Origin of the sequence: Paenibacillus sp. Lou8.1 (assembly GCF_024213565.1) — a bacterium.
Lineage (GTDB): Bacteria > Bacillota > Bacilli > Paenibacillales > Paenibacillaceae > Paenibacillus > Paenibacillus polymyxa_B.
The window spans coordinates 147,979-163,549 of the sequence record NZ_JANAVN010000014.1 but is presented as its reverse complement, the minus strand read 5'-3'; the positions used below and the strand labels follow the sequence as shown (position 1 = coordinate 163,549).

The 15,571-nt window shown below is 44.2% G+C and carries 14 protein-coding genes; 11 read left to right on the top strand and 3 right to left on the bottom strand.

Features of this window, described 5'->3' with window-relative positions; translation table 11 throughout:
• Positions 1 to 18: 18 nt before the first annotated feature.
• The 3 genes from NLX78_RS19930 (at position 19) to NLX78_RS19920 (ending at position 2,746) form a co-directional block, all read left to right on the top strand.
• A complete protein-coding gene (locus tag NLX78_RS19930) occupies positions 19 to 1,104 on the top strand; it encodes a lactonase family protein (protein ID WP_061830324.1) in 1,086 nt (361 codons plus the stop codon).
• An 803-nt stretch (positions 1,105 to 1,907) separates the two neighbouring features.
• The gene (locus NLX78_RS19925; protein ID WP_172828312.1) at positions 1,908 to 2,063 is read left to right on the top strand and encodes a hypothetical protein; all 156 of its coding nucleotides are present in this window, start codon (positions 1,908 to 1,910) and stop codon (positions 2,061 to 2,063) included.
• 173 nt (positions 2,064 to 2,236) lie between these two features.
• Entirely contained in the window at positions 2,237 to 2,746 is a 510-nt protein-coding gene (locus tag NLX78_RS19920; protein ID WP_061830325.1) for a hypothetical protein, read from the top strand.
• 144 nt (positions 2,747 to 2,890) lie between these two features.
• Here the strand turns inward: NLX78_RS19920 and NLX78_RS19915 are convergent, their stop codons facing one another.
• On the bottom strand, positions 2,891 to 3,517 hold the full coding sequence (locus NLX78_RS19915; protein ID WP_043882169.1) for an FMN-dependent NADH-azoreductase: 627 nt from the start codon (positions 3,515 to 3,517) through the stop codon (positions 2,891 to 2,893).
• A gap of 240 nt (positions 3,518 to 3,757) precedes the next feature.
• Between NLX78_RS19915 and murI the strand changes: the two genes are divergently transcribed.
• From murI to NLX78_RS19885, 6 genes are all read left to right on the top strand, one after another.
• Positions 3,758 to 4,612, top strand: coding sequence for a glutamate racemase (murI, locus tag NLX78_RS19910; protein ID WP_254326044.1), 855 nt, complete (start codon positions 3,758 to 3,760; stop codon positions 4,610 to 4,612).
• 91 nt (positions 4,613 to 4,703) lie between these two features.
• Positions 4,704 to 5,552: an aminoglycoside phosphotransferase family protein gene (locus NLX78_RS19905; RefSeq protein ID WP_254351353.1), complete on the top strand. Its 849-nt coding sequence runs from the start codon at positions 4,704 to 4,706 to the stop codon at positions 5,550 to 5,552.
• 14 nt (positions 5,553 to 5,566) lie between these two features.
• Entirely contained in the window at positions 5,567 to 5,989 is a 423-nt protein-coding gene (gene fosB, locus NLX78_RS19900) for a metallothiol transferase FosB (RefSeq protein ID WP_061830328.1), read from the top strand.
• 59 nt (positions 5,990 to 6,048) lie between these two features.
• Positions 6,049 to 7,443, top strand: coding sequence for an MATE family efflux transporter (locus tag NLX78_RS19895; protein WP_061830329.1), 1,395 nt, complete (start codon positions 6,049 to 6,051; stop codon positions 7,441 to 7,443).
• Between the two features lie 210 nt (positions 7,444 to 7,653).
• On the top strand, positions 7,654 to 8,634 hold the full coding sequence (locus tag NLX78_RS19890; RefSeq protein WP_025723662.1) for a S8 family peptidase: 981 nt from the start codon (positions 7,654 to 7,656) through the stop codon (positions 8,632 to 8,634).
• Positions 8,635 to 8,789: 155 nt separating this feature from the next.
• Positions 8,790 to 9,275, top strand: coding sequence for a tetratricopeptide repeat protein (locus NLX78_RS19885; RefSeq protein WP_061830331.1), 486 nt, complete (start codon positions 8,790 to 8,792; stop codon positions 9,273 to 9,275).
• A 156-nt stretch (positions 9,276 to 9,431) separates the two neighbouring features.
• Here NLX78_RS19885 and budA read toward each other — a convergent pair whose 3' ends face one another.
• Positions 9,432 to 10,178 (bottom strand): acetolactate decarboxylase, encoded by a 747-nt coding sequence (gene budA, locus NLX78_RS19880; RefSeq protein ID WP_025722973.1) that lies wholly within the window; start codon positions 10,176 to 10,178, stop codon positions 9,432 to 9,434.
• Between the two features lie 162 nt (positions 10,179 to 10,340).
• A complete protein-coding gene (gene alsS, locus NLX78_RS19875; RefSeq protein WP_254351352.1) occupies positions 10,341 to 12,044 on the bottom strand; it encodes an acetolactate synthase AlsS in 1,704 nt (567 codons plus the stop codon).
• Between the two features lie 518 nt (positions 12,045 to 12,562).
• Between alsS and uxaC the strand changes: the two genes are divergently transcribed.
• Positions 12,563 to 13,987, top strand: coding sequence for a glucuronate isomerase (uxaC, locus tag NLX78_RS19870; RefSeq protein ID WP_254351351.1), 1,425 nt, complete (start codon positions 12,563 to 12,565; stop codon positions 13,985 to 13,987).
• 149 nt (positions 13,988 to 14,136) lie between these two features.
• Entirely contained in the window at positions 14,137 to 15,537 is a 1,401-nt protein-coding gene (locus NLX78_RS19865; RefSeq protein WP_061830333.1) for an MFS transporter, read from the top strand.
• Positions 15,538 to 15,571 lie beyond the last annotated feature (34 nt).

Sequence of the window (15,571 nt, the reverse complement as noted above, 5' to 3'; positions counted from 1 at the left end):
TCCAAGGAGGACACAACCATGACAGCACAACAAAAATTGCTCGTATTTGCAGGCTCTTACGCCGAATTGGAAGGTAACGGAGTTTATTCGTACACTTTTAATGAACAGACAGGAGCACTTACACTACAGGATGAGTTCTCCGGCTTGAAAAATCCTACATTCCTGAATGTGGACGTCAAAAATCGGAAGCTGTATTCCATTGGAGAGACGACTTCTGCTGCAGGAGCGAAAGTAGGCGAAGCCTCTGCTTTCGAAATTGACCCAGTTAAAGGGACATTTACATTGCTGAATCGTGCGGAAAACGTGGGTGCAACAACTTGCCACATTCAGCGTGATCCATCTGACCGTTACCTTATTGTAGTCAGCTACCACGGTGGTATGGTGGGACTGGTGTCTCTGACTGAGGACGGACGTATCGGTGAGTTGCTGGATGTTAAACAGCATGAGGGCAAAGGAGCGCATCCTGAACGTCAGGATCGTCCACATCCACATTCCAGTTTCTTTAGTCCGGATGGTCGCTTCCTGTTCGTACAAGATCTCGGTCTGGATCTGATCCGCGTTTACACCATTGATGACAGCAAAGGACAACTGGTGTTTCATGGTGAAACGAAAACCCATGCAGGTGCAGGTCCACGTCATTTGACGTTCCACCCGAATGGTAAATTTGCTTTTGTCATTAACGAAGTGGATTCTTCCATTACTTCTTTTGCATATGATGCAGAGGCTGGCAAGCTCACTGAGCTTGAGAGCGTTCCGACATTGCCATCTGACTTTACAGGTGAAAACACAACTGCTGAAATTGCGATTTCGGGGGATGGAGCTTATCTGTACGGTTCCAACCGTGGGCATGACAGCATTGTCGTATACGCTGTAGACGGAGCAACTGGCAAGCTGAGCTTAGTCGAGCATGTATCTGCTGAAGGAGAGCATCCACGCCATTTTGCTTTGACTCCAAATGGTGACCATATGCTCGTGGCCAACCGGGACACCAACAACATCGTTACGTTCAAAGTGGACAAGGCAAGTGGACGCTTGACCTACACCGGGCAACAAGTAACCGTATCCAAGCCAGTATGCGTACAGCCTTTTTACTTTTCTGTGTAAAAGGAGCGTTACATTTATATCATGCAGAGTGACAAAGTAACGGTATGCGGCTTGTGACCGCTACGAGGACGGATCATTCTTCCGATCGCTGTTGCCCCCAGATTTCTTGTTTGTATGTTCAAGGGTAGAAATCCGGGGGCAAAGGCGAACGCTCCGCTTCTTCAGAACGATTCCGTCCTCTCCGCTGCTTTAGTGCTTTTGGCGACCATTTTTTATGCAGAAACAATAAACGAATACGTTATATGTTGATGGTACTAATAGATTAACCAAGCATATAAAATTTTTTAGTGAAAACGGCTCGTAGAATAACCTACAGCCGTTTTTATTTTAGGACTTAGTCATTTCTAAAGAAGTCACTACCTACAAAAATAATATAAAATTTTATGGTTACAAATAAGATACGAATAATCTCGGTAGGAAAAGGGTACATATGTTATAAGCGGGACAAGAACCCCTCAAGCACTCCGATAATGCAAATCTAGGACAAGCATTGTGAGTTCCATATAAGGGTTAGAGGCTTTAAATAAAAGTATTATATTTGGCCTAAGTATCAGTTTAGGTCGTTGGCTTTTTAGAAGTGAACTCATGAAAAATGAGAATGGCAAGGATAAGCTGGGTAACGAAGCGGGCAGATGGATTTCGGAGAAGCGATAGCGTTCGCCTTTGGAACTTGATTTTAACCATTTAAATATAATTCAAAAAATCAGGCTCCAACAGCGATCGGAGAAACCATCTGATCGCGAAGTGGGATACACAAATCGACAGCCTTGGATTGCACATATTTTACAGGAGGAGGAAACGAAATGAAAATTATCATTACACAACAGGAAGCCGTCGACAAAGGAATATGGACAGAGATCATGGGGATGTTTGCTGTAACTAAAGAGGACGAAGTATGGCAAAATGAAGAGTTTATTCTCACCGAAGAACAGGCACGTCAGGTCGGGTTATTAAGATAGCAAAGATAAATAGGACTTATTATCAAGTTTTAAGACCAAGTCTTAAAAAATCGTAACTTCTTTTTTATGTATCTGATACACTTTTTAACCGTGCAACGTTTATGATAAGTACACAAGGGTAATGAAGCTTACAGACACCGTGTACATACCCAAACGGCAAGGAGAGATCAGACATGATGAAACTAGCTTCGAAATGGACCGTATTGGCTTTAATGATGATGCTGATTACGACGGCAGGGGCAACAGCGCAAGGCTACACGCCTGTAGCAGCTGCTGAAAATCAGGAGACCGTATATATAAACCAAATGGAGATTCGTGACGGACAGATTTATTTGTCGGCAGACCCGATTGAATGGTATGAAGGCGCGGCAGCTGACAAAGCATTATTGGAGCATGAAGGAAATACAGGATTGGATGGAGCTCCAGATGGCTACTACATCGTAAACAATTCCGTGCAAAATGACGTGTATCAGGTTGCACCAGATGCTTCGGTAGAGGTGCAGATTTATGATCACACGGGTAACATAGAAGATACAGACGTGCAATGGAACGAATCGATTCCTCTGGCACAGTTTGAGAAAGATTTTGCTAAAAAGGACGTTCTGGACCTCAGTCAATTTCCATACCATGTTACGCTTCGTGAGGGTAAAGTTGTAAAAATCGTGCAGCAATTCATTCCTTAAAATAGAAGTAATCTCATTTCACAAACACGTGCTTTCACTTGATTTATAGATCAAGGGAGCACGTGTTTTTTATACTTTATAACAAAAAAGAGGATATCCAGCCCATATAGGGCGCGGATATCCTCTTCTCTTCATAATATATGATTAGAACGATTTTGCTGTGTCCACTGCACGTTGTACGGCAGAAGCAACGATTTCTTGTGCTTGATCTGGAGCTTGGTTATGTCCTTCCAGAACAACTTTCACGATGTCCTTCACTCCGAAGAAGGATAAGATGTTGTTCATGTAGTTCAAAGACATTTCAGCTGCAGCAGCTGGTCCTTCGGAATAAACGCCGCCTCTTGCATTCAACAGGGCTACTTTAGTTTCAGTTACGAGACCAACTGGACCTTCAGCAGTGTATTTGAATGTTTTACCAGCCTGGTTCAGGTAATCAATGTACGTATGCAGTACAGCTGGAATCGTCATGTTCCAGAGCGGGAAAGCAAATACGACTTTGTCTGCTGCCAGGAATTGATCCAGGTAGCCATTAGCGATGTTTGCTAGGCGAGCTTCTTCTGCGTTCAGCTCCATGCCTCTAGCGGATTTGAACGTGCCGTTGATCATGTTAGCGTTCAAATAAGGAAGCTCAACGGAGAACAGGTCCAGCTCAGTGATTTCATCAGTTGGGTGGGAAGACTTGTAGCTTTCTACGAAGGCGTTATACAATTTAACTGTTGCAGATTCTTCAGCTGTACGATCATTAGCTTTGACAAATAATACTTTAGACATGATTTATTTCCCCCTAAGTAAGTTGAATAAGTAAGTTAAGTTAGTAAGTTACCACGTAATATTACAATATAAAGATAATATCTGTCAACACTTTTATATTAAATTTACTTTGAAAAGCTACTTTATTTTTTACACTGTAAATTTTACGTGTTTCTTTTGCAAAATATCAGTTTTGCGGTAAAATTTAAATGTAAAGTCTAATGAAGAGAATGGTTTGAGTAGGCGAAGAAGAAAATGAACATGGTGCCTGTAAGATATGGCACAATAGTTGAACGAAAAAAGGTGAGTAGCTTGAAGATAGGTTTTTTTGATTCAGGATTGGGTGGAATTACAGTATTGTCCGAGGCACTAAGACGTTTGCCAAACGAAAATTTTGTATACATGGCGGATACGCTTCATGTGCCTTACGGGACGAAAACTCCTCAAGAGGTGCTTGGTTATGTCAAAGCTTCAGTAGAAACGATCCTTAAAGAAGATGTTAAGGCATTGGTCATTGCCTGCAATACGGCTACAAGTATCGCAGTTGCGGAGCTAAGGAAGGAATATCCTATTCCGATTATTGGTATGGAGCCAGCTGTGAAGCCAGCGGTCGAGATGAACCGAGCCAATGGTAAAAGAGTTCTGGTGTTAGCCACACCATTGACGTTGAAACAATCCTGTTATGCAGCGCTGGTATCCAGGGTTGACGATCATGGGAGCGTGGACTCTCTACCTCTGCCGGAGCTAGTACATTATTGCGAACAGTTGAATTTTGACCGGGCAGAAATGTTCGAATATTTTAACCGTGAGCTGTCTTCGTTCAATCTCGACATATATGGTACGGTGGTATTGGGATGTACTCATTATCCTTTTTATAAGGAAATTCTAAGGGAACTACTACCTTCTCATATTCAGTTAATTGACGGGAGCCAGGGAACAGTTAGGCGGTTGAAACAGGTGTTGTCTGAGCGTAATTTGCTGGAACCTTCGCCAAAATCCGGTCCATCGCAGGAGGGACACATTACATTTCTATGTTCTAGTCAGGATGAGGCCTATGTGCATAAGATGGAGCGGGCGCTTGAAATCTATGCGGAGCATGAAAAGATTTATTTTTAAAAGAAGAGTGGCTGGCGAACGTGTGGGAGCTAAATGAAATATCCAAGTCGCCAGCCGCATTGTGGATCAGACGCATGGAGGGAGGCGTGAGATGGATGTTCAACTGATCCTGAATGAGCTTCACGAAACGGGCGTGCTTGAAAGCCATATGCGAAATCTCAAACCGCTGACTGGCGGAACTTCGAGCAAAGTGGTAGTTGTCATGGACGGAACTAAGCCACGATACGTGATTAAGCAAAATGATCCCGCTGTAGTAGAAGCCGAGGCAGAATTCTTACATACCTATGTACAGATTGAGAAACTATCGCGTTTGGTTTATGTAGATCCGTTGCACCGTTATTTGGTATACACGTTCAGGTCAGGGTTCACACAGTATCATGGAAGAAACAAAAGCGATTTGTTGCTTCGTCTGGCAACGGAGGTGATCTTGCACTACAAGCCTTGTGGTGAGGAACGTCATTATGGTTATCCGGATCACCCGTTTGTGGAATGGAGAGATTTTCTGCTGCACAGAACGAAGGAATCTGGAAAGATCATACAAGGCGTTTTACCCCAAGAGAATCATCGGTTCGTTCATACCCTTGTGGCTGGATTGCCGCAACGTAATATTAAATATTTGCTTCATGGTGACTGTGGGGTACATAATTTTGTGTTTACCGAAAACGGCACATTGACGGGTATTATTGACCCTGATCCAGTGGTAGGAGAACCTCTGTATGATCTGATATACGCCTTTTGTTCTTCACCGGATAGGCTGACCGTCGATACTATTTTGCCTGCCTTAGAGAAGGTTGAGCCGGAGATGACAGGGGAATACGAGCTGAACAGGGAAGTGTTACTGGGATTATACTTTCGTATAGCTACCTGCATTCGCCATCATCCTAAAGACCTCGATAAATATACAGAAGCGTGGACCTACTGGCTAGACAGGGTACGCTGAAAGGAATAGGGAACATGAGCATACAAGGGTGGAATCATATTTGCTTTTCGGTGTCTGATTTGGAGAAGTCTATACATTTCTATCAGAATGTACTAGATGGAAAACTGCTCGTTAAAGGACGTAAGCTGGCTTATCTGGACTGTTTGGGAATGTGGTTGGCTCTCAATGTGGAAGAGGATATCCCGAGAAATGAAATTCATCATTCCTATACGCATATTGCATTTTCGATAGCGGAAGCTGATTTTGAGAGTATGCTCAACAAGCTGAGAACTTTTAATGTTACCATTTTGCCTGGACGAGAGCGGAATGAACAGGATAAAAGATCGGTCTATTTTACAGATCCAGACGGACATAAGTTTGAATTCCACACAGGACAATTGCAGGACCGCTTGGAATATTATAAAAAAGATAAAAAGCATATGACTTTTTATGATTGATTAATTGACGTGTAGGTATTAAGTAATAATTGGGTCGCATTTAGGAGGAATACGGAAGGATGTCACTTTCTCAGGAAAACGGTTCCAAGCAAGCACAAGTCGTTAAAACGATGACGGTTTTTGCAATCACTTGGCCGATCTTTATAGAGATGTTGTTTCACATTTTGATGGGTAGCGTGGATACGTTCATGCTAAGCCATGTTTCTGATGAGGTTGTATCGGCTGTGGGTGTGTCAAGACAGTTGATTGAATTTACGATTATACTTTTCAATCTGCTTGGTCTTGGTGTAGGTGTGATCATTGCTCAGCTATTGGGGGCGCAAAAGCATGTGGATGCAAGCCGTGTTACGGCTTCGGCACTAACCTTTAATCTGGTGTTTGGTCTGGCGCTGAGCTTGATGTTTATTGTGAGCCGGGATTTTTTACTATCCTTTTACCATATTACCCCGACGATCAAGGAAAATGCAGAGATTTATATGATGCTGGCAGGGGGTTCGCTGTTTCTGGAAGCGCTTATGCTAACCGCAGGTCCGGTTATTCGATCGCATGGTTTTACTAAAGATACGATGATCGTGGGCATTGGTATGAATATATTGCATATTGTGGGGAATGCGCTGCTCATTTATGGCTGGTTTGGTCTGCCGCAGATGGGAGTGGCGGGTGCAGCGATTTCAACGGTTATTAGCCGTGCTGTAGCATGTGTCTGGATTTTTCTACTGCTGTACAAGCGTGTGAGTGCGCCGATTCGCATCCGGTATTATGTAGAGCTTCAATGGAGTAAGCTGGTAGCCATCCTGAAGATTGGTATTCCTGCCGGGTTGGAATGGTTGTCTTATCAACTTAGCCAAATGATGGTGACCCGGTTTGTCAGCTTTATGGGTACAACAGCGATCGCAACCCATTTTTATACGAATACAATTGTGTACTTTTTTATGGTATTTGGAATGGCTGTAGGTGAGGGAACGGAAATTATTGTTGCCCGCCTGATTGGAGCAGGAGACAAGGAAAAAGCCTATCATCAACTTTTACGGAGCCTAAAATGGTCTTTGGTCATTACGATTGCTGTGATCGTGGTAGTATCCTTTTTCCGATATGAAGTGATGGCGATCTTTACAGATGAGCCGGCGATCATTCAATTAGGGGCAGCGATTTTGCTGTTCTGTATACTGCTGGAGCCGGGCCGTGTGTTTAATCATGTTGTCATTAACTCCTTGCGAGCAGCGGGAGATGTTCAGTTCCCGTTAATGATGGCCATTATTTCAATGTGGGGGATTAAAATCCCGCTAGCATATGTGCTGGGTATTCATATGGGATATGGTGTGCTGGGTGTGTGGATTGCACATGCCTGCGATGAGTGGGTACGAGGCATTTTCCACTATTTACGCTGGAAGGGGCGGAAATGGCAGCACAAATCGCTGTTATCTAAGGCTGAACTTCAGGCGGAATCAGTCTAAGGCTGAAAGAGATTCTACAACAGACATTCTCCAAGCAAATTGGGGGATGTCTGTTTTTTTACAAAAATAAGCAAAATGGGGATGTTCAAACTTTTCAAAAATTGCTAGAATATAGTAACCTCGAACGTAGTAGAGGTTTTCAAATTTTTCAAAGTTTCAAAGTTTCAAAGACGGATGGTTTCCGATTGAATCCATGAAGGAGGGAATAGGATGGAACGTAAAGTGCATATCATTCCTTACCAAGTGATCAAGCAGGAGCAACAAGTGAATGAAATACCGCGAGGGGTAGAGCTGATTCAGGCTCCTGCGGTATGGAACCAGACTCGAGGCCGAGGCGTGAAGGTGGCGGTGCTGGACACGGGCTGTGATTCGGACCATCCAGATTTGAAGGCGCGTATTATTGGCGGCCGGAATTTTACGGATGATGATCAAGGTGATCCGGAAATTTTCAAGGATTACAACGGTCATGGTACGCATGTGGCGGGTACTATTGCGGCAGCAGAAAATGCGGATGGTGTCGTGGGTGTTGCTCCAGAGGCAGACCTGCTCATCATCAAAGTGCTAAACAAGCAGGGCTCCGGTCAATATGACTGGATTATTCAAGGCATCTATTATGCGATTGAGCAAAAGGCAGATATCATATCGATGTCACTTGGCGGTCCTGAGGATGTGCCAGAGCTTCATGAAGCAGTAAAAAAGGCTGTAGCTAGCCAAATCTTAGTCATCTGTGCAGCTGGAAATGAGGGAGACGGTGACGACAGAACGGACGAGCTCGGCTACCCCGGCTGCTATAATGAAGTGATTAGCGTAGGTGCTATCAACTTTGATAGGCATGCCTCAGAATTCAGTAATTCAAATAATGAGGTGGATTTGGTTGCACCGGGAGAAGATATTTTGTCCACCGTACCGGGCGGCAAATATGCGACCTTTAGCGGAACTTCGATGGCTACTCCGCACGTAGCAGGTGCATTGGCGTTGATTAAGCAGCTGGCGAATGCGAGCTTTGAGCGTGATCTTACAGAACCGGAATTATACGCACAACTCATCAAACGCACGATTCCACTCGGTAATTCTCCTAAGCTGGAGGGCAACGGTCTACTGTACTTGACGGCAGTGGAGGAGCTCTCCCGCATTTTCGACGCACAACGTGTAGCTGGAATACTAACTACAGGATCATTGAAGGTTAAATAAACCGTAACTTCAACTTCGGATATATAGCGGCTCTCCTAAAGGGAGGGTCGTTTTTTTGGATTTCAAATCTTAGGAAAAACTCCATTTACATTGCATTCAAATGTCGGGTAACATATAACTCAAAGATAGGCATGAGTCAGAAGTGGAGGATGAATATGAACGATATCATGGCGCAAGCTGACGAGCTTAGACGAACAGGGCAAGCAGAGAAAGCACGTAAGCTTCTTTTAAAGGCATTAGAACAGCAGCAAAATGATGCAGAATTGTGGTATCAGACAGCTTGGACACATGATTCATTGGGCTTAGAGAGGGAAGCGGTTGCCTATTATGAAAAAAGCCTAGGTATGGCGTTATCCGCAGAATCAAGGAAAGGAGCAATCCTTGGATTAAGCAGTACATATCGTGTATTGGGAGATTACGCTAAGGCGAAAGCGTGGTTGGACACAGGAATGAACGAATTTCCGGATTACAGACCGTTTCGGGTATTTTACGCGATGGTGTTATACAATCTGGGGGAATACGGGAAAGCCATGCAGGAGCTGCTAATGGAGGTGGCTGAGACGACCTCGGATTTATCTACACAGGAGTACTCACGTGCTATTCAATATTATGCAGATAAACTGGATCAGATCGAGGCATAGGTGAACCGGAGTGAGAGCATAAGCAGTAATGTATATATATGCTCGTACATAAAAAGATCACAGTCAGAGAGCAGTAATTCTCTTCCCTGACTGTGATCTTTTACTGTTTATTGTTTAGCTATAGGGTCCGTAACTTGATGAGTTATATAACTGTGATTACTGCGCACCTTCAGTAACGGCAATTTCTTTCTCCAGGTTTTCTCTGGACAGGTTGGCCTTCAAGTAATCTGGCGTATCGGGCAGGACCAGGTGCAGATTGGATTTTTGACAAATGCGGATGGTACACTTTTCGACGATAAAATCAAAGACATGCCCGCCACCAGTGCGTTCATCGTTAATAAAATGCAGATGAAATCCGGCTACCCCAATACCTTGAGCATAGGCAGGTGTCCAAAAACCTGTAATCACGCCGGAAGCCTCATTAAAAGTGAAGGTAGGCTGTGACTTGGTCGCTTCGATAAAAGGTTTGTATGGTTTAACTTGGTGAGGCACGGTCCGTGTCTTTACTTCATGAAAAGTGCCATCCATACGGAAGGCATAGAACAGATTACGGCTTGGAAACAACGTTAACAGCAGAGCTTCCAGCTCTTCACGATGCATAGGGCGGTCAATAGTATATGTGAAATCTTCCTGGAAAAAGGTGACGGTGGAAAAAGGTGTAGTTTCTTCCGGTTTTACGCGATGGGCCGTACCGTCTGGAAGCAAGTGATAAAATTCACCATCGAACGCGATCATCTCGCCATTCAGTTGATCAAAGGTACCAATTCCGAAATCCCCGTGCTTTTGCAACTCCTCAAAGGCAACAACTCCGTCATAAAGACCATCTAATAGAGCAAGCATAGTGGATGTTTGGTAAATATCATGATCAGCTTCTTGCTTGGTTTCCAATTGCGCAACGGTCATGGCAATACACTTCCTTTTATAATTGTATGCATTTATTTTCTTTCTTTTTCAATAATAAACGTAAAATTTCAGTAAATAACATGAATAACTCAAAAAAATCATAAAAAAAACGTTATACTCCATAATTGTCATAAAGCCGTCACGAGTGAGGCATGGTTAAGGTTAGTTTAATTGGTTAGGCAGCAGTTTACGTCCCAACTGGATGTTATCCTGATAATCAATCGGAATATCGACGACCACAGGACCATCGGTATGAAGTGCCTGCTGCAATACACTTTCTAGTTCTTCAGGAGAGTGCACGCGTAATCCAGTGGCGCCGAAGCTTTCAGCATATTTCACTACATCAACATCTCCAAATTTTACACCAGACGTTCTTCCGTATTTAATCTGTTGTTGAAAAGCGACCATGTCATAGGAACCATCTCTCCATACGATATGCACCAACGGTGAGTTAAGACGTACGGCGGTTTCGAGCTCCATGGACGAAAAAAGAAATCCTCCGTCTCCAGAAATAGAAACGACTTTGTGACCGGGATTGACGAGTGTGGCAGCAATCCCCCAAGGCAGCGCTACGCCTAGCGTCTGCATTCCGTTGCTGAATAGAAGGCGCCGCGGTTCATACGAACGGAAATATCGTGCCATCCAAATATAGTGTGAACCGACATCACAGGTGACTGTGACGTTATCATCAATCAGGCTGCGCAGTGTACGAATAAATTGCAATGGATGAATCAGAAAATCATGCTTGTGTGCGGGAACAGCCGCTTGCTCGTTTAGATCATGGCGCAGACGACTCAATTGGTCGCAAGAGGATTTAGGTAGCTTTAAGGTAGGTAATTCTTCTGCAAGGCTACCCACAATCAGGGCTATATTTCCGATTAGCTCGTAATCAGGTTGATAATCATGATCAATATCGGCTTGATGGTCATCCAGATGAATGAGTGTTCGGTTTGCCGGAATGTTCCAGTTTTTTGGATCGTATTCGATAGGATCATAGCCAATCGTCAGTACCAAATCTGCGGCTCCAAGAAGCATATCACCCGGTTGATTGTGGAACAGACCCACTCTTCCAAAATAGTGGTCTTCTAGTTCACGGGAGATGGCTCCAGCGGCCTGGAAGGTTTCGACAACAGGCAGATCTGTATCTCGGATGAGAGCACGGATAGCTGCGGTGGCTTCAGGCGTGCTGGCTTTCATGCCGAGAAGAAGTACGGGCAGCTTGGCTTTTTTGATTTGCTCTGCGACTTGTTTGATGAGTCCGGCGGGTGCGGTTCCGAGTTGGGGAAGAGAAACCTTCTCAATGACTGTTACTTCAGATGACGAAGTCAACACGTCCTGCGGCAGGCTGACGAATGTGGCTCCAGGCTGGGCTGAGGTCGCAATTCGAAATGCATTAGCAATTGCTTCCGGTACATTATCAGGATGTTCTACTTCTACACTGTATTTGGTGATGGGTTCGAATAGTCCGGCGTTATCCATAGATTGGTGCGTGCGTTTCAAGCGTTCGGATCTTGGGACTGCACCCGCAATGGCGACGACAGGATCACTTTCTGCATTAGCGGTGACAAGTCCTGTCGCCAAGTTAGATGCGCCTGGACCTGAGGTAACAATGCATACGCCCGGTTTACCGGTTAATCGACCGACTGCCGCTGCCATAAAGGCGGCATTTTGTTCATGACGACATACGATCAATTCGGGCCCCCGATCTTGAAGAACATCAAAAACAGAATCGATCTTGGCACCTGGAATGCCAAAAATATGGGTAACCCCTTGCTTGATCAAGCAATCGACAACAAGGTCGGCTCCTTTTGTATCGGATATAGTTTTAGTTTGAACAGCTTGCACTTTTGTACTCAATGCTACCACCTCTTCTTCTTCTCTGTGAAATAACTAATGAAATACTTTTAATGTAAATCAATGGATGTATATTGCAATTATAATACAATAACTGGTATTTTCAAGAAAGAAATTTTCAGAAAAAAAGAGAAAAATATATAAAACGTTTTCAAAGTTTGATCTATCAAGGAAAATTAAAATTGTGGAATTTTCTTGTGGTGTCGGTCATCGAGAAGGTATAGAACAGATCTGTCCCAAATGGAGGCAGATCATTTTTATCCGCTCACATGATAAAAATCACTTTCCTCTACAAAGGATAGCGGTTACAATGTAATTGTTGTTAACGTAAACATTAAATTTAAGGCGAAGCAAACCAGTATGACATGATGTACAGGTATCATATTATAGTTGTATTGTCCTGTACAAATCATATGGATTTCCTACTGCTATGGGGAATGTAATTGTTAAAAGGCAAGTAGTATATCGAACATTTTTGTTAACGTTAACAAATTGTTAGGAAACACGATTACAGAAGGGATGAGAAAGTAATGACCAAAACGTTTTTAGACGAAAACTTTTTGTTGAGCAATCCAACGGCTGAAACCTTATATCATCAGTATGCCAAGGATATGCCGATTATTGACTATCATTGCCATTTAAGTCCACAAGAAATTTATGAAAATAAAAAGTTCAAGAATATTACGGAAGCCTGGTTGTACGGAGATCATTACAAGTGGAGACTTATGCGGGCCAATGGGGTCGAGGAGCGTTTGATCACGGGTGATGGTGAAGATTATGACAAGTTTTTGGCTTGGGCCAAAACCGTACCTACACTAATCGGCAATCCGCTGTACCATTGGACGCATTTGGAGCTTCAACGCTTTTTTGGTGTCTATGAGCTGCTGAATGAACAGAGCGCACCTGTAATCTGGGAAAAGGTAAACCAAAAGCTGCAGGGAAAGGGCTTTGGCGCACATGATCTGATTGTGAACTCGAAGGTAACTGTGGTGTGCACCACGGATGATCCGACGGACCATCTCGAATACCACAAACAAATCAGCAAGCTGAACGATTTCCCAGTGGCAGTGCTGCCAAGCTTCCGCCCCGACAAAGCTTTGGAAATTAATCGCGAAACTTTCCAGCCTTGGGTGGCTCGGTTGGGTGAAGTCAGCGGACTGGATGTTTCTGGCCTGGAAGGGTTTTTGAATGCGCTGGCAAGCCGGGTGCGCCATTTCCATGCTGCCGGAGGTCGGGTATCTGATCATGCGCTCGATACTGTTGTCTATGAAGAAACGACACTGGAGGAAGCAGCAGCCATATTCAGCAAGGGGCTGGAGGAAGGCCATGTGACTCCTTTAGAAGAGGCCAAATATAAATCGTACGTTCTAGTTTTCCTTGGCAAACAGTATGCAGAACATGGCTGGGCTATGCAATACCACATTCACGCGCTGCGTAACAACAACACGGCTATGTTCCGTCATTTGGGACCGGATACAGGTTACGATGCCGTAAATGATGGCTCGATCGCTCGTCCATTGGCGGCATTGCTGGACGCACAGGAGATGGCAGGAGGATTACCGAGAACGATTTTGTATTCGCTTAATTCGGTTGATTATCCAGTACTGGCAAGTCTCGCGGGCTGCTTCCAATCCGGTGGAACTGTAGGGAAAATCCAGTTTGGCACGGCATGGTGGTATAACGACCACATCGAAGGTATGCAGGAGCAGATGAAGTTGCTGGCTAACTACGGGGTGCTGTCCCGCTTTATTGGTATGCTGACGGATTCCCGCAGCTTCCTATCCTACACACGCCATGAATATTTCCGCCGTATACTTTGTGACTTAATCGGAACGTGGGTTCAGGAGGGTAAGGCGCCTGAGGATCTGGAACTGCTCGGAGCAATGGTACAAAATATTTGCTACAATAACGCCGAGCAATATTTTAATTTCCCAACGGTTGTTCATAGTAAGTGAAGTTATTGCCTAGGTGAGAACTCACTAACTTCATAAAAAGAGCTCTTGCCAGGAGCTTGTTTCAAAACTCCCGGTAAGAGCAATTGAAAACAAAATAGTTATCAACTAACTATGTGAAAATAATTACAAACATAGAGGAGTGTGTAGGTATGGGAGTGCCTATCGTGCAGGAGAGCGTCCAAACTGACAACAAGACAGGCGAGCATATTAGCCTGAAAGAAAAGATTTCATATGGTATGGGTGACTTTGGAAACGGATTCATGTTTGATTTGGGGCAGTTGTATTTGCTGAAATTTTTTACAGATGTAGCTGGGGTTTCTGCAGGAGCCGCCGCAGGCATTTTCTTGGTCAGCAAGCTATTTGCCGCTGTCTGTGATCCCATTGTTGGGTCCTTTGTTGATTATCGCAAACATATCGGTACACGTGGAAAATTTAGACCTTTTCTTATCGTTGGAAGCGTTATCCTTGCAATTCTTACGATTCTTACCTTTATTTCGCCGAATATTTCGCCTACTGGAAAACTCATTTACGCTTATGCGTCCTATATGATCTGGGGAATCGGCTACTCTATTGTAAACATTCCATACGGCTCGCTGGGTGCCGCCATTACGCAGGATACTCATCAGCGTGCCTCATTGTCATCTTTCCGTCAGGCGGGATCTCTGGGCGCATTATTCGTCACCAGTGTCGTTGTCATGCCGCTTATTTTACTGTTTCCTAACCATCATGTTGGCTATCCGGTTGTGATGGGGATTATGTCACTCATTGGTGTGATCGCTTTCATCATATGTTACCGAGGAACGAAAGAACGTATTATTAGCCAGTCCGGGCCAAAAGAGAAGCTATCTATAGGCGTTATCGTGCATACCTTTACGAATAACAAGCCTTTGCTGGTACTCGTTTTGATGACGATTTTCACCATATCCGCGTACAATATCAAGTCCGCACTGCTGATCTATTTTGCCGAATATAACTTGGGGCATGTAGAATTAATGGCTTATATGAATTTTATTATTATCGGTTCGTCGCTACTGGGTGTGTTGTTCCTGCCCAAGCTGGTACGGCGCTTCGGTAAACGAAAAACAGCCATACTGGGGATGCTGGTTAGTGTCATTGCCGACTCCATTAACTTTTTTATGCCTTCCAATGTATATATTTTTACAATCCTCGCCAGTATTTCTTTCATTGGTATTAGTATTCCTAACGGGGTGACCTGGGCATTCGTGTCCGATATCATTGATTATGGCGAATGGTCATCCGGGGAGCGTAAAGAAGGGATTACTTACTCGTTATTTAACTTTTCACGTAAGTTGGCTCAATCCTTGTCTGGCTTTCTATCGGGTATTGGACTAGCGCTCATCGGGTATGTTCCGAATGTGGTTCAGTCCTCTGGAACGCTGCTTGGGATCAAGGCATTGCTTTGTCTCTATCCGGCTGTTGCCCTGGCTTTGGCCATGCTGGTCATCGGTAAAATGTACAAGCTAACTGACAGCAGACATGCAGAAATGGTTCAAGAGTTACAACGTCGACATGCGGATAACCGCGTATAATTTGTGAAAGTCTTCTTTTCCGGGCGGCTCCTGT